Raw genomic sequence first — 21,495 nt, forward strand, 5'->3', positions numbered from 1 at the left:
GTGAGCATCAATCCATTCGACGACGACAACGGCAGTTTTTTCGTCCTGATCAACGACGAGGAGCAACACAGCTTGTGGCCGGCCTTTGCAGATGTTCCGGCCGGCTGGCGCGTGGTTTACGGCGAGGCGGATCGCGCCTCGTGCCTGGAGTACATCGAGCAACACTGGGCTGACATCCGGCCGAAGAGTCTCCGCGAGAGGTTGGCACAGGGTCGGACTGTTGATCAGTAAGTCGCCGGCTGGAACTTCTGGAAGTGATCGTGGGGCACTTCCGCTCACGCGAGGCCAGCTGGACATCTGGCTTTCCGAGGAGTCTGGGCGCGCTGGCGTCAAGTGGCAGCTCGGCATGCTTGCGCGGCTCGACGGCGCCATCGACCATGACGTGCTCGAACGGGCGATTCGTCACGTGGTCCGTGAGGCTGAACCCCTCAGAGCTACGTTTTCGGAGGTAGACGGCCAGGTTTTCCAGACGGTCGTCGACCACGATGTCGAGCTTGTGCGCCGTGACCTGATGGGCTCGACAGACCCGGTAGGGGACGCCTATCGGATGGTTTCAGCGATCCGGCGAACGCCGATGCCGCTTGACGGTCCGCTGTTCAAGTTCGCGTTGATGCAGACGCGGGCCGACGAGTTCTACTTTTTTGTGTGCTGCCACCACATCGCGATCGACGGCCTCGGCATGGGTCTCGTCATTCACCAGATTGCCGCTGCTTATACAGCAATCGATGCCGGCGAGCCGATACCGCCCACAATCTTCGGGCCACTGCAGAGCCTCATCGATTGCGAGTCCGAATACGAGGCTACCGACGATTACCTCGATGATCAGGCTTATTGGTCCAAGAATGTACCGCCTGAAGCTGAGCCTCGCCCCGGACCGGCCTCCGGAGTCGCAAACCCGGTCGATGAATACGAGCCTTCTGCGCCAATCCGATTGGATCGTTTCGCCGTCGGCAGGGCGCGCGAGCTGTCGAAAGCTCTCGGGGTGCGCCGGGCGTCGGTAATCGCCGCGGCGTACGGACTGCTGGTACATGGCGAGACCGGGGGATCCGAGGTTGTACTCGACTTTCCGGTGAGTCGACGGGTGCGTCCCGAAGTCATGCTGATGGCCGGGATGGTTTCCGGAGTTGTGCCACTGGTTTTGACAACGTCACCGGGGTCCACAGTCGCCGAGTTCTGCAAGCACGTCGACACGCGGATCCAGGAAGCGATGCGCCATCAGCGATTCCCGCTCCGCGCGATCGAGAACAAGGCGCGATTCCAAGGGACAGGACAGCCGTCGACCCGGGCCGCCATCAATTTCATCCCGACTATCCCGGTGGCCTATTTCGGTAGTGCTTTCGGGTCGGGGACGGTGACCCACACCGGCCTGGTGGATCAGTTCGGTCTGGTGTTCCTCCAGGAGGGTGAAGACCTCCTTCTCAGCATGACGGGCGTAGGGCAGCTGTTCGCCGGCCGTGATGCCCGCGATATCGCGGATCGTTTCGAACGGGTGCTGAGAGCGATGACGGCCGACTCGGGACGGACGATTTCGACGATCGACATCCGGGATGAGCTCGAAGAGCTTGACGGGTGGGGTAATCGGGCTGCCCTGGATGTGCCGGTCCTGCCGGCACTGTCGATTCCGGTGTTGTTCGCCGCGCAGGTGGCTCGCGATCCTGACGCGGTGGCGGTCAGTTTCGGCGATAGTTCGATGTCGTATCGCGGTCTTGATCATGCTGCGAATCGGTTGGCGCACTTGCTTGTCGAGCAGGGTGTCGGTCCGGGTCAGCGGGTGGCGTTGCTGTTTCCACGGTCCGTTGAGGCGATCGTGGCGATCTTGGGTGTGCTGAAAACGGGTGCGGCGTATGTGCCGATCGACCCGTCAGTGCCCGATGCTCGTCTGGAATTCGTGCTGGCCGATGCCCGCCTGGTCGTCGTCGTGACCACCGCCGAGCTGGCGGATCGGCTCGACGGACGTCCGTTGACGGTGATCGACGTTCACGACCGTGCGGTGTACGGCCAACCGAGTACTCCGCTGTCGGTGGTACCCGCGCCTGACGACATCGCGTATCTGATCTACACCTCGGGCACGACGGGTGTGCCCAAGGGTGTGGCGATTCCGCATCGGAATGTGACGCGGCTGTTGGATGCGATCGACGGTGATGTGGCGTTGTCGGCGGGTCAGGTGTGGACGCAGTTCCATTCGTTGGCGTTCGACTTCTCGGTGTGGGAGATTTTCGGGGCGCTGCTCCATGGTGGGCGGCTGGTGGTGGTGCCCGAATCGGTGACCCGTTCTCCTGAAGAATTGCACGCCTTACTCGTCGACCAACACGTCAGTGTGTTGAGTCAGACACCGTCGGCGTTCTACGCGCTGGCCGCGGTGGACACCGCCCGGCCGGAGAACCGGCTGGCACTCGAGGTGGTGGTGTTCGGTGGAGAGGCGCTGGAACCGGCCCGCCTGAGGCCGTGGCTGGCCGAACATCCGCGGTTGCCGCGGTTGATCAACATGTACGGGATCACCGAGACGACGGTGCATGCCACGTTCCGTGAGATCACCGCCGCCGATGCCGACGGCATCGCGAGTCCGATCGGCGTGCCGTTGGCCGATCTGGCGTTGTTCGTCCTCGATGACTGGATGCGTCCGGTGCCGGCCGGCGTGGTGGGCGAGTTGTATGTGGCCGGTGCGGGTTTGGGCTATGGCTATGTGGGGCGGGCACCGTTGACCTCGACGCGATTCGTGGCGTGCCCCTTCGGTTCACCGGGCACGCGGATGTATCGGACCGGGGATCTGGTCTGTTGGCATGCGGACGGGGAGCTCCAATACCTGGGGCGTGCCGATGAGCAGGTCAAGATTCGTGGCTATCGGATCGAGCTGGGTGAGATCGAGGCCGCGTTAACCGCTTTGGATGATGTCGAGCAGGCCGTCGTGATCGCCCGGGAGGACCGTCCCGGGGACAAACGGTTGGTCGGCTACATCGTTGGGACTGCCGATCCGTTCGCGGCGCGGACCGCGCTGGGGGAGATGCTGCCGTCCTACATGGTGCCCACCGCGGTGGTCGCCCTGGACGCCTTCCCGTTGACCGTCAACGGCAAGCTCGACAAGAAAGCCTTGCCCGCACCGGAATACCAACACATCGATGACTATCGGGCCCCGTCGACTCCCGTTGAAGAGATCCTGGCCGGCATCTACGCCCAGATCCTCGGACTCGAACGCGTCGGTGTCGACGCGTCGTTCTTCGAGATGGGCGGGGACAGCATCTTGTCGATGCAGGTGGCCTCACGCGCCCGGGCAGCAGGTCTGGTGTGTCGACCGCGAGACATTTTCGTCCAGCAGACCGTGGCCCGCCTGGCTCAGGTGGTCGGGACGTCCGGCATGGCGGACGGGCCGGCCGACGAGGGTCTCGGGCCCGTGTCAGCGACCCCGATCATGCGCTGGCTGAAGGGCCTGGAACGTACCGGCGGATCGATCGACGAGTTCAACCAGACGGTGCTGCTGCAGGCCCCCGCGGGCGTCACCGAAGCTGACGTCGTAATCCTGTTGCAGGCCTTGCTCGATCGGCACGGCATGCTCCGATTGCATGCCAGGGACGCCGCGGACGTGAGGAGCAAATCCTCTGCAGCCTCCGGCGGATGGTCGCTGACGGTGCCCGAGGCGGGTTCGGTCGACGCCGCTGGCTGCCTGCGCACGGTGGATGTGCTGTCGGACGAGTCACTGCTGGCGGCGAGGACGGCCTTGAACCCGTCCGCCGGTGCGATGTTGCGCGCACTCTGGGTGACCTCGACGGGTCAGCTGGTGTTGATCGTTCACCATCTGGCAGTCGACGGGGTGTCCTGGCGAATTATGTTGGAGGATCTCAACATCGCCTGGGCCCAGCACCGCGGCGGGCGGCCTCCGTCACTGCCGGAGGCGGGTACGTCGTTCGCCCGGTGGTCCGACCTTCTGTCTCATGCCGCGCAGCACCCGCAAGTTCTGGAGCAAGCGCAGGCGTGGCGGCAGATTGCCGCCACACGCGCAACGTTGCCCGCACCGCTACCTGCGGTTGATACTTACGCGACCGCCGGGCAGCTGTCGATGGCGCTGGACGCCGAGACCACTCACATGTTGCTCGGTGCAGTGCCCGCAGCGTTTCACGCTGGGGTGCACGACATCCTGTTGATCGCGTTCGGGTTGGCGGTGGCCGAATTCTCGCGCGCCGGCGCCGCGCCGATCGCCATCGATGTCGAGGGTCACGGTCGCCAGGAGGCGATGGCAGGTCTCGGTGGAATTCCCGCTCGGGATATCGACCTGTCCCGCGCGGTCGGATGGTTCACCACCAAATATCCGGTGTCGTTGAGCTTCGGCGGCCGTGGCGGCGGATTGTCGTGGGCCCAGGTGGTGTCCGGTGGTGCACCGCTCGGCGCGGTGGTCAAAGAAGCCAAAGAACAGCTTCGCGCCCTGCCTGAAGGGCTGACCTACGGCCTGCTGCGTTATCTGAACCCCGATACGGATCTGGCCGGACCCGACCCGGTAGTCGCGTTCAACTACCTTGGCCGCTTGGGTGGGGCCGCGGGCGATCCGTCCGGTGATGCCTGGCGGATCCGCCCCGACGGCTTGTCGTTGACCCGCGCCGCGGGGGCGGTGCCCACGTCACTCGGACATACCGTGGAACTCAACGCAGCCACCGTCGACACGGACACCGGGGTACAGCTGAACGCCGACTGGACCTGGGCGCTCTCGGCGCTCGATGACGAGCTGGTCAGTCGATTGGGCGAATTGTGGTTCGAGGCGCTGGCCGGTATCTGCGAGCACGTGCGACGCGGTGGCGGCGGGTTGACCCCGTCGGATATCGCCCCCGCCGAGCTGAGCCAGCCGCAGATTGACGAGCTGAGCGAGCAGTACCGGATCGCCGATGTGCTGCCGCTGACACCCTTGCAGCAGGGACTGCTGTTCCACGCCAGCACCGCACAAGGCTCAGACGACGTCTATGCGATGCAGCTCGACATCGCGCTGAGCGGCCCGCTCGATCAGCACCGCCTGTACGACGCGGTGCACACTGTGGTCGCGCGGCATCCGCATCTGGCGGCCCGATTCTGCGAACAGTTCGAGCAACCGGTCCAGGTCATTCTCGCTGATCCGGCGGTGCCCTGGCGGTATATCGAATTGGACGCCAAGGGCAGTGAAGTTGACGAACAGGTCCAGGGGATTTGTGCCGCCGAACGTGCCGCGGTGTGTGACCTCCGGAATGATTCTCCGTTTCGTGCCGCCCTCATTCGCGGTGCGGACGGCCGGCACCGGTTCGTCCTGACCACTCACCACATCGTCCTCGACGGCTGGTCGATGCCGATCATGCTGCAGGAGATCTTCGCAAGCGTCAGTGGACAGCGACTGCCCGCACCCGCGCCGTATCGCCGGTTTGTCACCTGGCTTGGTGAAAGGGATACCGCGGGCGCCCGTGCGGCGTGGCGTGAGATGTTGTCCGGCTTTGACACTCCGACGCTGGTCGGCCCGCCGGGACGAGAGGCACTGGGGCAGCGAGGCATTGAGTCATTCCGGCTGCCCGAAGGCATCACCCGGGCACTCGGCGACCTAGCCCGCTCGCAGCACACCACCGCCAACGTCGTGTTGCAGGGCGCCTGGGCGTTGTTGCTCAGCTCGCTGACCGGCCAGAATGACGTCGCATTCGGCACGACCGTCTCGGGACGCCCGGCCGAGGTCGTCGGCGTGGATTCGATGGTGGGACTGCTGATCAACACGGTGCCGGTGCGCGCCACCTTCACACCGGCAACCACCACCGCGGACTTGTTGCGTCAACTGCAAAGCGCGCATGTCGACACGCTCGAGCACCAGCACGTGGCGCTCAGCGAAATTCACCGTCTCACCGGCCAGGACAGGCTGTTCGACACCCTCCTGGTTTTCGAGAACTATCCGATCGACACGACCGCGTCGCTGGGCGTCGACGGCCTGAGCATCACCGAATTCGATTTCCGCGAGTCCAACCACTACCCGCTTGCGGTGCAAGCACTGCCCGGCCGGGAAATGCAGCTCCGCGTCGAATATGACACCGATGTTTTCGACCTCGGCACCATCGACGACCTGATGGAGCGGCTGAAGACCGTTCTGGCCTTTATGACCGCGGATCCAGGCCGGCCGTTGTCGTCGGTCGATCTGCTCGGTGAGGCTGCGCACACCCGCCTGGACGAGTGGAGCAACCTGGCGGCACTGACCGCTCCGGCTCAAACGTCGGCCTCGATGTCGATCCCGACGTTGTTCGCCGCGCAGGTCGCGCGCACCCCCGACGCGGTGGCAGTGACTTTCGACGGCCGGTCGATGACGTACCGGGAACTCGATGCGGCAGCCAACCGGCTCGCGCACCTGTTGTCCGGTCGCGGCGCCGGCCCGGGTGAAGTTGTGGCGCTGCTCTTCTCCCGGTCGGCTGAGGCCATCGTGGCGATTCTGGCAGTGCTGAAAACCGGTGCGGCCTATGTCCCGGTGGACCCTGCCCTGCCGCTCGCACGCATCGAGTTCATGGTGGCCGACGCCGCGCCGGTCGTCGCGGTCACCAACTCCGACCGGCGGTCACGCCTGGACGGGTGTGGCCTTCCCGTCATCGATGTCAACGACCCGGCCGTGGATGCCCAGCCCAGCACCGCGCCGTCGGGCCCGAGCTCCGATGACATCGCCTACATCATCTACACGTCGGGTACGACCGGTGTTCCGAAAGGCGTTGCCATCCCGCATCGCAACGTGCCCGGGCTGTTCGGATCGCTCGACGCCAACGTGTCGTCGGGACCCGACCAGGTGTGGACGCAGTGGCACTCGTACAGCTTCGACGTCTCGGTGTGGGAGATCTTCGGTGCGCTGCTGCACGGTGCGCGCTTGCTGGTGGTGCCCGAACCGGTGGCCGAATCACCCGAAGCCTTCCATCAGCTGCTGGTCGCCGAACGGGTCACAGTGCTGAGTCAGACGCCTTCGGCGGCGGGCATGATCTCGCCGCAGGGGCTGGAATCGGCGGCATTGGTGGTGGCCGGCGAGGCCTGTCCGCCTGAACTGGTAGACCGCTGGGCACCTGGTCGAGTGATGATCAACGCGTACGGCCCCACCGAGGCCACGGTGTACGCGTCGATCAGTGCACCGCTCGCGCCGGGGCCGGTGGTGCCGATCGGCCGTCCGGTGGCCGGGGGAGCGTTGTTCATCTTGGACGCCTGGTTGCGCCCGGTGCCGCCCGGGGTGGTCGGCGAGCTGTACATCGCGGGCCGCGGTGTGGGCGTTGGCTATTGGCGTCGGGCCGGTTTGACGTCGTCGCGCTTTGTGGCGTGCCCGTTCGGGGCGCCGGGATCCCGCATGTATCGCACCGGCGATCTTGTGCGGTGGGGCGACGACGGTGAAGTGCAATACCTCGGGCGTGCCGACGAGCAGGTCAAGATCCGCGGGTACCGCATCGAACTCGGTGAAGTGCAGGCCGCCCTGGCAGCTCTCGACGGGGTGACTCAAGCCGTCGTGATCGCGCGCGAGGACGACGGCGTCCCCGTACGTCTCGTCGGCTACATCACCGGCACCGCCGATCCGGTCCAGATCCGCGCCCAGGTGGCCGAGCGGCTCCCGAGCTACATGGTCCCGTCCGCGGTAGTGGCGATCGATACCGTGCCTCTGACGGTCAACGGAAAACTCGACAGACGTGCTCTACCGGCGCCGGACTACGTCGACTCCGATCACTATCGGGCACCGTCCAACCCGGTTGAAGAGATCCTGGCCGACGTCTATTCCCGTATCCTGGGCCTGCACCGGGTGGGCGTCGACGATTCGTTCTTCGATCTGGGTGGGGATTCGTTGTCCGCGATGCGCCTGGTCGCGGCGATCAACAAATCGCTGAATGCCGGCATTGCGGTGCGCTCGTTGTTCGACGCACCCACGGTCGCCGAGCTGGCCTCCCGTATCGGTGGGGAAGAGGCTCAGTTGGAGCCGTTGGTGGCCGGTGAGCGGCCCGCTGTGGTTCCGCTGTCCTTTGCCCAGTCACGGTTGTGGTTCCTGGACCAATTGCAGGGACCGTCACCGGTTTACAACATGACGGCCGCTTTCCGGATCAGCGGTGAACTGGATGTCGACGCGTTGCATGCGGCGCTGGCCGATGTGGTGGCCCGTCACGAGAGCTTGCGCACGCTGTTCGCCGCGCCCGAAGGCCTTCCCCGCCAGGTGGTGATCGCTACGGGACGTGAGGCAATCGCCTGGGACGTCGTCGATGCCACCGACTGGGCGCCGTCGCGACTGCAGGCGGCCATCGACGGCGCATCGCGTCATACCTTCGACCTCTCCACCGAGATTCCCTTGCGGGCGAGGCTGTTCCGCCTGGCCCAGGGCGAGCACGTGCTGGCGGCGGTGATCCACCACATCGCCGCTGACGGCTGGTCGATGACCCCGCTGGTAGCCGATCTGGGGGTGGCTTACGCCAGCCGGTGCGCGGGGCAGGCCCCCGACTGGGTGCCGCTGGCGGTGCAGTACGCCGATTACACGTTGTGGCAGCGCGCGCAGTTCGGTGACCTCGATGACTCCCAGAGCCGTATCGCCACCCAATTGACGTACTGGCGGGACGCGTTGGCGGGCATGCCCGAGCGCATCGACCTTCCGACCGATCGGCCGTACCCGCTGATGACCGATCAGCGTGGTGCCACGATCAGGGTCGACTGGCCGGCCGAGTTGCAACAGCAGGTGGCCCGGGTGGCGCGTGAGCACAACGCGACCGCCTTCATGGTTGTTCAGGCGGCGTTGCTGACCCTGATTTCCAAGCTCAGCGCGAGTTCCGATGTCGCGGTGGGTTTCCCGATTGCCGGTCGCCGTGATCCCGCGCTGGATGAACTGGTCGGCTTCTTCGTCAACACCTTGGTGCTGCGGGTCGACCTGGCCGGGGACCCGACTGTCACTGAGGTCCTGGCTCAGGTGCGCGCACGAAGCCTGGCCGCGTTCGACCACCAGGATGTGCCGTTCGAGGTGCTCGTCGAGCAACTGAACCCGACTCGGTCCCTGGCGCACCACCCGTTGATCCAGGTGGCGCTGGCATGGCAGAACCTCGGCGGGCACGACATCATCGATTCAACTGCCGGAATGACGTTGGGTGATTTACAGGTCACCCGGATGCCGGTGGATACCCACACCGCCCGAATGGATTTGAATTTCTCGCTGGCTGAACGCCGGACCGCGGCGGGTGAGCCTGCCGGCATCGGCGGCACGGTGGAATTCCGGACCGATGTGTTCGACGCCGAAACCATCGAAACACTGATCGCCCGGCTGCAGCGGGTGCTGACGGCCATGACTGCTGACCCGACGGTGCGGCTGTCGGCGGTGGACCTGCTCGACAACGATGAGCGCGCACGCCTGGCGGCGATCGGCAATCAGGCGACGCTGAACCGTCTGGCGTCCAGGGCCGTGTCGATTCCCGCGTTGTTCGCCGAGCACGTGGCGCGTACGCCCGAAACGGTGGCGGTCACCTGTGGTGCACGTTCGTGGACCTACCGGGAACTCGATGAATCCGCGAACCGGTTGGCGCACTTGCTGATCGGTCAGGGTGCCGCGCCCGGCCGGTGTGTCGCGCTGCTGTTCAGCCGGTCCGCCGAGGCGATTGTGGCGATCCTGGCGATCCTCAAAACCGGTGCGGCGTATCTGCCGATCGATCCGTCGGTGCCCGATACGCGGCTGGATTTCGTGCTGGACGACGCCTCGCCGGTGGCCGCGGTCACCACCGCCGATCTGGTCGACCGGTTGCAGGGGCGTGGCATGGCGGTCATCGACGCCGGCGCGACCCATCAGCCGGCGACCGGCAATCAGTCGAGCAGCGCACCGTCGATGCCGGGCGCAGACGACATCGCGTACCTGATCTACACCTCAGGCACCACAGGGGTGCCCAAGGGCGTTGCCATCACCCACCACAACGTGACGCAACTACTCGGGACGCTCGATGCCGGGTTGCCGTACCCCGGCGTGTGGCCGCAGTGCCATTCGTTGGCCTTCGATGTCTCGGTATGGGAGATTTTCGGCGCGTTGCTTCGTGGTGGACGGGTGGTGGTGGTGCCCGAGGAGATCACGGTCTCCCCGGAAGACTTCCACGCCTTGCTCGTTCGTGAACACGTCGACGTTCTCACCCAAACACCCTCGGCGGTACGGGTGTTGCCGACCGAGGGCTTGGAGTCGGCGGCGCTGGTCGTGGTCGGTGAAGCCTGCCCACCCGAGGTGGTGCAGCAGTGGGCTCCCGGGCGGGTGATGATCAATGCCTACGGTCCCACCGAGACCACGATGTGCGTGGCGATCAGTGCGCCTCTCGAACCTGGCCGCGGAGTGCCGATCGGCTCGCCGGTTCCCGGAGCCGCGTTGTTCGTGCTCGACGAGTCGTTGCGTCCGGTGCCGGCCGGTGTCGTCGGTGAGCTGTACGTCGCGGGCGTGGGCCTCGGATATGGCTATGTCGGCCGAAACGGGTTGACCGCCTCACGGTTTGTCGCCTGTCCGTTCGGCGGCTTTGGAACCCGCATGTATCGCACCGGAGACCTGGTGTGCTGGCGGCCCGATGGTCAGCTGGAATACCTGGGCCGCGCCGACGAGCAGGTCAAGATCCGTGGCTACCGCATCGAGCTCGGTGAAGTCCAGGCGGCTTTGGCCGGACTCGACGGCGTGGAGCAGGCAGTCGTGGTCGCCCGCGAGGACCGTCCCGGTGACAAGCGTCTCGTCGGCTACATCACCGGCACCGCCGATCCGGCAAGGGGCCGAGCAGAACTGGCCGAACGGCTGCCGGCCTACATGGTGCCCGTCGCGGTGGTGGTGCTGGATGCACTCCCGTTGACGGTGAACGGAAAACTCGACACCCGTGCACTTCCCGCTCCCGATTACCGTGAGGGCGAGCGTTATCGTGCCCCGTCCGACGCCGTGGAAGAGGTCCTGACCGGCATCTACGCCCAGGTTCTCGGGCTGGAGCGGGTCGGGGTCGACGACTCGTTCTTCGACCTTGGTGGCGACAGCATCTTGTCGATGCAGGTGGTTGCCCGGGCCCGGGCGGCCGGCCTGGTGTGCCGCCCGCGTGATGTCTTCGTCGAGCAGACGGTGGCCCGGTTGGCTCAGGTAACCGGAGCGGCCGCCGGATCGCATGGTCCGGTCGATGAAGGTGTCGGGCCGGTACCGGCCACCCCGATCATTCGGTGGCTGCAGGACGTCGAAGGCCCCGTCGATCAGTTCAACCAGACCCTGCTGGTGCAGGCCCCTGATGGGGTGACCGAGGCCGACGCCGTCATCATTTTGCAGGCCCTGCTGGACCGGCATGCCATGTTGCGACTGCGTGCCGGGGACGGCGGCGCCGGCAGATGGTCTTTGACTGCGCTCGAGCCGGGTTCGGTCGACGCGCGTGGATGCCTGCAATCAGTGGACGCACTGACGGACGACGAGCTGGTGGCGGCGCGGTCGCGATTGAACCCGGCCGCCGGGGTGATGCTCAGCGCGCTGTGGGTGTCCTCGACGACTCAGCTGGTGTTGGTGGTTCACCATCTCGCGGTCGACGGCGTGTCGTGGCGAATCATCCTCGAAGACCTCAACATCGCGTGGGCGCAGCACCGCGGCGGACAACCCGTAGCGCTGCCGCCGGCTGGAACGTCCTTCGCGCGGTGGGCAGAACTGCTGGACATCTGCGCCGGCCATTCGGACGTTGTGGCCCAGGCCTCGGTGTGGCGACGGGTGGCGGCAGCACCTCCGGTGTTGCCGGCGGTGCGCCCTGAGGCGGATACCTATGAGACCGCCGGGCAGTTGCCCGTGGCGTTGGACGTCGAGTCCACCCGCATGTTGCTCGGTGAGGTCTCGACGGCGTTCCACGCCGGCGTGCACGACATCTTGTTGATCGCGTTCGGGCTTGCGGTGGCTGAACTTTCAGGGACATTGGGCGCCTCGGACGTGCCGATCGCCGTCGATGTCGAAGGTCATGGGCGGCACGAAGACATCGCCGCTGACATCGACCTGTCGCGCACCGTCGGGTGGTTCACCACCAAATATCCGGTGGCTTTGAACTTCGCCGGCGGGTTGTCCTGGTCCCAGGTGATCGCGGGTGACGCGGCGTTGGGCGCCGTGGTCAAAGACGCCAAAGAGCAGCTTCGGGCCCTGCCGGACCCACTGACCTATGGGTTACTGCGCTACCTGAATCCCGAGGTTGACCTCGACGGGGCCGACCCGACAGTGGGATTCAACTACCTGGGGCGCCTCGGCGGCGGTTCCACCGACACGACCGATGGGCTGTGGCAACTCTGCGCCGAAGGCCTGTCCGCGACCGGCGCGGCCGCGGTGATACCGATGCCGTTGACGCACACCGTGGCGCTCAACGCCGGCACCGTCGACACCGATACCGGCCCGCATCTGCAGGCCAACTGGACCTGGGCGCGCTCGGTTGTCGACGAAGCTCAGATCGGCCGGCTCAGCCAACTCTGGTTGGAAGCCCTGGCCGGTATTTGCGAGCACGTCCGAAACGGCGGTGGCGGATTGACGCCGTCGGATATCGCGCCTGCCAGGCTCACCCAGCACGAGATCGACGAGTTGGCCCGGCAGTACCGGATCGCGGACATTCTGCCGCTGACCGCACTACAGCAGGGACTTGTCTTTCACAGCAGCACCGCAGAGGGACCCGACGACGATCTGTATGTCGTACAACTGGACATCACCGTCGCCGGCGTGCTCAACGAGCACCGGTTGCGCGATGCAGTACAGGCGGTGGCCAACCGCCATCCGCACCTGGCGGCCCGCTTCTGCGAGCAGTTCGATGAGCCGGTACAGATCATTCCGGCCGATCCCACTGCCGGTTGGCGGTATGTCGAATTGGGCACGGCGGCAACCGAGGAGCAGATCCAACAGGTCTGTGCCGAGGAACGCGCCGCGGTCTGCGATCTTGCACATCCGCCGGCCTTCCGGGTGGCGGTGATCCGCACGGCACACCACCGCCATCGGGTGGTGCTGACCAATCACCACATCGTGCTCGACGGCTGGTCGCTGCCGATCCTGCTGCAGGAGATCTTCGCCGGCTATCAAGGGCTTCGGCTGCCCCCGGCTGTGCCGTATCGCAGTTTCATCGAGTGGCTGGCCGATCGCGATGTCGCCGCCGCGCACGCGGCCTGGCGTGAGGTGCTGGCCGGCTTCGATACCCCCACCTTGGTCGGCCCGTCGCAGAAGTCGGGGCTGGGGCGTCGTGGCGTGCGGGCGCATCGGTTGTCGGAGCAGACCACCCGGGCGCTCAATGATCTGGCGCGCTCACACCACACCACCGTCAACATCGTGCTGCAGGGTGCGTGGGCGGTGCTGCTGAATTCCCTTACCGGCCAGCGTGACATCGCCTTCGGTACGGTTGTCTCGGGGCGGCCGGCCGAGCTGACCGGCGCGGAATCGATGGTGGGCCTGCTGATCAACACGGTGCCGGTGCGGGCAGACATCACCGCGGCGACCACCACCACCGATCTTCTCGATCGCCTGCAACGCGCGCAGACCAGAACCCTTGAGCACCAATATCTCTCGCTCAGCGAGATCCATCGCATCACCGACCACGACAGACTGTTCGACACCTTGTTCGTGTTCGAGAACTACCCGGTGGACGCCAGCGCCTTGTCCGGCGCGGACGACGGGCTGGAGATCACCGAGTTCACCAGCCACGAATCCACCGACTATCCGCTGACGATGCAGGCGATACCCGGCGACGAACTACGGCTGCGTCTCGAGTACGACACCGATGTTTTCGACCCGGCCGGCATCGAAGCCCTCACCAAGCGGATAGAGGCGGTCCTGGAGGCGATGACCGCTGCTCCCGGTCGCCAGTTGTCGGCGCTGGACCTGCTCGACGACGCCGAGCGGGCGCGCCTGGCGCGGTGGGGCAATCGCGCGGTGCTGTCCGACCTGGCGCAGCCTGCCTCGGTACCGGAGTTGTTCGCCGTGCAGGTGGCACGTGCGCCGGAGACGGTGGCAGTGGTCTGCGGGGACCGATCCCTGACCTACCGCGAACTCGACGAGGCCGCGAATCGGTTGGCGCACTTGCTCGTCAGCCAGGGCGTAGGCCCCGGCGAACGGGTGGCGTTGATGTTCCCCCGTTCGGCAGAGGCGATCGTGTCGGTCTTGGCGGTGCTCAAGGCCGGCGCGGCCTACCTGCCGATCGATCCGGCGCTGCCGACGGCCCGGGTCGAGTTCATGCTGACCGACGCCGCCCCGATCGCCGCGGTCACCACCGCAGAACTGATCGACCGGTTCGACGGGCACGGACTGATGGTTTTCGACGGCAGCAATATCAGCGACCCCGCCGTAGCGGCCCAGCCCAGCACGGCATTGACCCTGCCGGCTCCTGACGACCTGGCCCACATCATCTACACCTCGGGCACGACCGGCCAGCCCAAGGGAGTCGCGGTCACGCAGCGCAACGTGGCGCAGCTGTTCGACTCGCTGCAGATCGGCGTGCCGCTGGAGCCGGGACAGGTGTGGACGCAGTTCCACTCGTATGCGTTCGACTTCTCGGTGTGGGAGATCTGGGGTGCGCTGCTGCACGGCGGACGGCTGGTGGTGGTGCCCGACTCGGTGACGCGGTCACCGGAGGACTTCCACGCCATGTTGATCCGTGAACAGGTCACGGTGTTGACGCAGACCCCGTCGGCGGTGAGTGTGCTGCCGGTGCAAGGCCTGGAACGCACAGCGCTGGTGATCGGGGCCGAACCCTGCCCGCCGGCGTTGGTGGACCGCTGGGCGCCGGGGCGGGCGATGGTCAACGTCTACGGCCCCACCGAGACCACGATGTGGTTGTGCGCCAGCACGCCATTGGAGACGGGTTCGGGGGCGCCGCCGATCGGATCTCCGACGGCCTGGGCGGCATTCTTCGTACTGGACGAGTGGCTGCGCCCGGTGCCCGCAGGTGTGGTCGGCGAGTTGTATCTGTCGGGTGCCGGTGTCGGCGTGGGGTATTGGCGTCGCACGGGATTGACCGCGTCGCGTTTCATGGCGTGTCCGTTCGGAGAGCCCGGGTCGCGCATGTACCGCACCGGTGATCTGGTGCGCTGGCGCGCCGATGGGCAGCTGGACTACCTCGGCCGCGCCGATGAGCAGGTCAAGATCCGCGGGTACCGCATCGAGCTCGGCGAGATCCAGTCGGCGCTGGCCGCGCTCGAGGGAGTGGACCAGGCGGCGGTGATCGCCCGCGAGGACAAGCCGGGCGACAAGCGGCTGGTCGGCTACATCACCGGAACCGCCGATCCGATCGAAGCGCGCGCCGCGCTGGCCGAACGGCTGCCGGGTTACATGGTTCCCGCCTCGGTGGTCGCCCTGGCCGCGCTGCCGGTGACGGTGAACGGCAAACTCGATGCCCGGGCGCTGCCGGCCCCGGACTTTCAGGACGCCGGTCATTACCGCGCGCCGGCCGGCCCCGATGAGGAGATCCTGGCCGGAATCTTCGCCCGTGTCCTCGGCGTGGAGCGAGTGGGTGCCGATGACTCCTTCTTCGATCTGGGCGGCGATTCCGTCTCGACGATGCGCCTGGTGTCCGCGATCAACGCCGGCCTGGGCACGGAACTTTCGGTACGCACGGTGTTCGAAGCGCCTACCGTCGCCCAATTGGCGTTGTATGTCGGTGAACGCGCAGGGCGGCTGGAGCCGCTGGTGGCAGGTGAACGCCCCGACGTGATCCCACTGTCGTTCGCCCAGAACCGGTTGTGGTTCGTCGACCAGTTGCAGGGGCCGTCCCCGGTATACAACATGCCGGTCGGTCTGCAACTGCACGGGCGCCTCGACGCCGACGCGTTGGGTGCGGCGCTGGCCGATGTGGTGGCTCGCCACGAGAGCCTGCGGACGGTGTTCGACGCGCCGGATGGAACACCTCGGCAGGTGGTGACGTCCGTCGACACGGTCGACTTCGGTTGGGACGTCGTTGATGCCGGCGGATGGCCGGCGGGCGCCTTGGAAGAGGCCATCGGCGCCACGGTCCGGTACAGCTTCGACCTCGCTGCCGAAATCCCCTTGCGGGCAAAGCTGTTCCGCGTCGCCGAGGATGAGCACGTGCTGGTGGCGGTGGTGCACCATATCGCCGCCGACGGCTGGTCGCTCACCCCGCTGGTGCGTGATCTGAGCGTGGCGTACGCGGGCCGGAGCAGGGGAGAGGCTCCCGATTGGGAGCCGCTGGCGGTGCAGTACGTCGACTACACGTTGTGGCAGCGCGCGCAGCTCGGTGACCTCGACGACGCCGCCAGTCCGATCGCCGCACAGTTGGACTACTGGGAAGAGGCGCTGGCGGGCCTCCCTGAACACCTGGCGCTTCCCACCGACCGTCCCTACCCGCCGGTTGCCGACCAGCGCGGGTCCACTGTGGCGGTGGACTGGCCGGTCGAGTTGCAGCAGCGGGTGAACGAGGTGGCCGGCGAGTACAGCGCGACCAACTTCATGGTGATGCAGGCCGCGCTCGCCGTACTGTTGTCCAAGCTGGGCGCGAGTTCAGATGTGGCCGTTGGTTTCCCGATCGCCGGGCGCGGTAACGCAGCTCTTGATGAGCTGGTGGGCTTCTTCGTCAACAATTTGGTGCTACGGGTGGATCTGGACGGGGATCCCACGGTGGCGGAGTTGCTGGCCCAGGTGCGGATGCGCACCCTGGCCGCCTTCGAGCACCAGGACGTGCCGTTCGAAGTTCTGGTGGAGCGGCTCAATCCGACCCGGAGCCTGACCCACCACCCGGTGGTACAGGTGGCGTTGGCCTGGCAGAACCTTCCCTGGCAGGACACCGGTCCGGCGGATGGGCTGAGCCTGGGCGATCTGCAGGTGACGCCGCTTCCGGTGGACACCCAGACCTCCCGCATGGACCTGACCTTCTCCCTCGGAGAGCGTTGGACCTCCGACGGTGCGCCCGCCGGGATCGGCGGTGCGGTGGAATTCCGCACCGATGTGTTCGACGCGGGCAGTATCGAAACGCTGATCGCGCGGTGGCAGCGTGTGTTGGCGGCGATGACTGCGGACCCCACCCAGCGGCTCTCGTCCCTCGATCTGCTCGACGCGGCCGAGCATGCGCGCCTGGACGGCTGGGGTAACCGAGCGGTGTTGACGACGCCCGAGTTTGACCGGGCCGCCGTGTCGATTCCGGCCCTGTTCGCCGGGCAGGTTGCCCGTGCGCCCGAGGCGGTGGCGATCACCGTCGACGGTCGCAGCATGACCTATCTGGAACTCGATGATGCCGCAAACCGATTGACCCACAAGCTGACTGCCCATGGTGTCGGCCCGGGGGCGTGCGTCGCGTTGCTGGCCGAGCGCTCCGCTGAAGCGGTGGTGGCCATGCTGGCGGTGCTCAAGACCGGGGCGGCATATCTGCCGATCGACCCGGTTCAACCCGATGCGCGGATCGAATTCATGCTCGCCGATGCAGCGCCGGCCGCCGCGATCATCACCACCGGTCTGGCCGACCGGCTGGCCGGATGCGACGTACCGGTCATCGATGTCAGTGATACCGCCGATGCCGCACACCCCGAGCTCGACGGGCTCGCCGGCCTCCAACTCGCAGCGCCGAACCCGGACGATATCGCGTATCTGATCTACACCTCGGGCACCACCGGTGTCCCCAAAGGCGTGGCGATCACCCACCGCAACGTGACCGAACTGCTGGGGACACCGGACACCTTCCTGGCCGGGCGGACATGGACGCAGTGGCATTCCTACGCCTTCGACGCCTCGGTCGAGGAGATCTGGGGCGCGCTGTTGCACGGTGGACGGCTCGTCGTGGTGCCCGAATCGGTGGCTCGCTCACCAGAGGACCTGCAGATCCTGCTCGTTGCCGAACAGGTCGACGTGTTGAGCCAGACTCCGACGGCGGTGGCGATGCTGTCACCCGAGCGTCTGGGTGGGGTGACGTTGTTGGTGGCCGGTGAGGCCTGCCCGGCCGACGTGGTGGACCGTTGGGCACCCGGCCGCGTGATGGTCAACGCCTACGGCCCGACCGAGACCACGATATGTGCCTCCAGGACTACGCCTTTGAGCCCCGGGTCCGGGGCGCCGTCGATCGGTGCGCCGGTAGCGGGTGCGGCGCTGTTCGCGCTGGACGGATCGCTGCGCCGGGTGCCGCCCGGCGTGGTCGGCGAGTTGTACGTGGCGGGCCGCGGCGTGGGTCTCGGGTATGTCGGCCGGGCCGATCTGACCGGCTCGCGCTTTGTGGCCTGCCCGTTCGGGGCGCCAGGAACCCGCATGTATCGCACCGGCGACCTGGTGTTCTGGGACGCCGACGGTCAGTTGCGCTACGTGGGACGTGCCGATGAGCAGGTCAAGATCCGCGGGTATCGCATCGAGCTCGGCGAAGTTCAGGCCGTGCTGGCCGGGCTGGACGGTGTCGAGCAGGCGGCGGTGATCGCTCGTACGGACCGCCCCGACTCCTTGCGGCTGGTGGGCTACGTGACCGGAACAGCGGAGCCGGCCAAGCTGCGCGCCCAGCTGGCCGAGCAGCTCCCGGCCTACATGGTTCCGGCTGCCGTCGTGCAATTGGCGGCGTTGCCGTTGACCCCCAACGGAAAACTGAACACCCGTGCCCTGCCGGCACCCGAGTACCAGGACATCGACCACTACCGCGCCCCGGCGACCCCCACCGAGGAGATCCTGACCGAGATCTACGCCCGCGTGCTCGGCGTGGAGCGGGTCGGGGTCGACGATTCGTTCTTCGATCTCGGCGGAGATTCGCTTTCCGCGATGCGTCTGGTCGCCGCGGTCAACACCGCCCTGGACACGGGTCTTGCGGTGCGGGTGCTGTTCGAGGCACCCACGGTGGCACAACTGGCGCCCCGCATCGGAGGGGAAACGGCACGCCTGGATCCGCTGGTGGCTGCTCAGCGGCCCGCGGTGATTCCGCTGTCGTTCGCGCAGTCGCGACTGTGGTTCCTGGACCAATTGCAGGGCCCGTCACCGGTTTACAACATGGCGACCGCGCTCCGGATCGGCGGCGCACTGGATACCGAGGCGTTGGGTGTGGCGCTGGCCGATGTGGTGGCCCGTCACGAAAGCCTGCGTACCGTGTTCCCGGCCGTCGACGGAATTCCGCGGCAGTCGGTCCTGTCCGTCGAACACGCCCAGTTCGGCTGGGATGTTGTCGACGCCGCCGATTGGACGGCGGAGCAGCTGCACGCGGCCATCGGCGAAGCGGCCCGTCACACCTTTGACCTGTCCGCCGAAATACCGTTGCGGGCCCGGCTCTTCCGCCTCGCCGATGACGAACACGTCCTGGCAGCAGTCGTGCACCACATCGCTGCCGACGGTTTGTCGGTCACTCCACTGGTGGCGGATCTCGGGGTGGCCTACGCCGGCCGAAGCGCCGGACAAGCCCCCGGCTGGGCTGAATTGGCAGTCCAGTATGTCGATTACACGCTGTGGCAGCGCGCGCAGTTCGGCGACCTCGCCGACAGTCAGAGCCGGATCGCCTCGCAGCTGGCCTACTGGCAGCATGCTCTGGCCGGGATGCCTGAACGCGTGGCGTTGCCCACCGATCGGCCCTACCCTCCTGCCGCCGATCAGCGCGGTGCCACCGTCACCCTGGACTGGTCCGCAGAACTACAGCAGCAGGTGGCTCGGGTGGCGCGGGAGCACAACGCGACCAGCTTCATGGTGATCCAGACCGCCTTGCTGACCGTGCTGTCCAAGCTCAGTGGAAGTTCCGACGTTGCAGTCGGCTTCCCGATCGCCGGACGCCGCGACCCGGCGCTGGATGAGCTGATCGGGTTCTTCGTGAACACCCTGGTGCTCCGGGCCGACCTGAGTGGCGACCCCACCGTGGCCGATTTGTTCGCCCAGGTCCGTGCCCGCAGCCTGGCCGCCTACGAACACCAGGATGTGCCGTTCGAGGTGCTCGTCGATCGGCTCAACCCGACGCGGTCGCTGACGCATCATCCATTGGTTCAGGTGGCGCTGTCGTGGCAGAACGTCCCGGGGCAGGCCGGCAACGCGTCCGGTTCCGGCCTTGGGCTCGGCGATCTCGAGGTCAGCCAGATGCCGGCGGACACCCACACGGCGCGAATGGATTTGAGCTTCTCCCTGGCTGAACGCCGGACCCCGGCCGGCGCCCCCGCCGGCATCGGCGGAACGGTGGAGTTCCGCACCGATGTGTTCGACGCGGCAAGCATCGAAACGCTGATCAATCGGTTCGAGCAGGTGCTGGTCGCGATGACCAACGACACCGACCGGCGTCTGTCCTCGCTCGACCTGCTCGATGCCGTCGAACACGCTCGGCTCGACGTGATCGGCAACCGGGCCGCCCTCGCCCGGTCCACCAGCGCACCGGTGTCGGTTCCCGCGCTGTTCGCCGCACAGGTCGCCCGCGCCCCGGAGGCCGTCGCGGTGACCTTCGATGGACAGTCGCTGACGTACCGCGGACTCGATGAGGCCGCAAACCGGTTGGCCCACCGGATGATCGGGTACGGTGCCGGTCCCGGGACCTGCGTGGCCCTGCTATTGGACCGCTCGGCGGATGCGATCGTCGCGATGCTGGCGGCACTGAAGGCCGGAGCGGCGTACCTGGCGATCGACCCCGCGCTGCCCGCGGCCCGGGTCGAGTTCATGTTGGCCGACGCCGCGCCGGTCGCCGCGGTCACCACCGCTGCTCTCGTTGACCGGCTGGACGGACATCGCTTGCAGGTCATCGACATTCACGATCCTGCGGTGGCCGATCAACCGGTCACGCCACTTCCGGACCTAGCACCTGACTCCGCCCCGGACGATCTGGCCTACCTGATCTACACCTCGGGCACCACCGGTCTGCCCAAGGGAGTTGCCGTCACCCACGACAACTTGACGCACTTGGCACGGTCCACGCCTGAGGATCTGCCCGCGAACCAGGTGTGGACGCAGTGCCACTCGTACGCCTTCGACTTCTCGGTGTGGGAGATCTGGGCCGCGTTGTTGCGCGGCGCGCGCCTGGTGGTGGTGCCCGAATCGGTCGTGAGCTCACCCGACGATTTCCACGCCCTCCTGGTCCGCGAGCAGGTCAACGTGCTCACCCAGACTCCGTCGGCCGCCGGGGCACTGTCGCCGCAGGGGCTGGAGTCCGTCGCGTTGTTGCTCGGCGGCGAGGCCTGCCCCGGTGAGGTGGTTGATCGCTGGGCACCCGGCCGGGTGGTGATCAACGCCTACGGACCCACCGAGATCACCGTGTACGCCTCGATGAGCGCGCCACTTCTGCCCGGGTCCGGCGCCGCACCGATCGGGGCGCCCGTCGCCACGTCGGCGCTGTTCGTCCTGGACGAGTGGCTGCGCCCGGTGCCGCCCGGAGTGGTTGGTGAGCTGTATGTCGCCGGCGACGGAGTGGCGTGCGGTTACCTGGGCCGGTCGGGTTTGACCGCAGCGCGGTTCGTGGCGTGCCCGTTCGGTGAGCCGGGGGAGCCTGCGACACGCATGTACCGCACCGGGGATCTCGTGAGCTGGCGTGCCGATGGGCAGCTGCAGTACCTCGGTCGCGCCGATGACCAGGTCAAGATCCGCGGGCACCGCATCGAACTCGGCGAGGTTCAGGCTGCACTGGGTGGGTTGGACGGCGTGGGGCAGGCCGTGGT

The 21,495-nt window shown here is 66.8% G+C and carries 2 protein-coding genes (1 of these 2 running past the window's edge); both read left to right on the forward strand.

All coding sequences use genetic code 11. The annotated features are described in order from the left end of the window. Complete coding sequence (locus tag HBE63_RS10470; RefSeq protein WP_166904687.1) at window positions 1-231, forward strand: MbtH family protein; 231 nt, start codon at window positions 1-3, stop codon at window positions 229-231. Then, on the forward strand, window positions 221-21,495 hold the 5' portion of the coding sequence (locus tag HBE63_RS10475; protein ID WP_371814953.1) for a non-ribosomal peptide synthase/polyketide synthase. Its footprint extends 3,214 nt past the window's final position; the window shows 21,275 of its 24,489 coding nt (coding positions 1-21,275); it begins with the start codon at window positions 221-223; its stop codon lies off the right edge, out of view. Before HBE63_RS10470 ends, HBE63_RS10475 begins: the two co-directional genes overlap by 11 nt.

Origin of the sequence: Mycobacterium sp. DL440 (genome assembly GCF_011745145.1) — a bacterium.
Taxonomy (GTDB): Bacteria; Actinomycetota; Actinomycetes; order Mycobacteriales; family Mycobacteriaceae; genus Mycobacterium.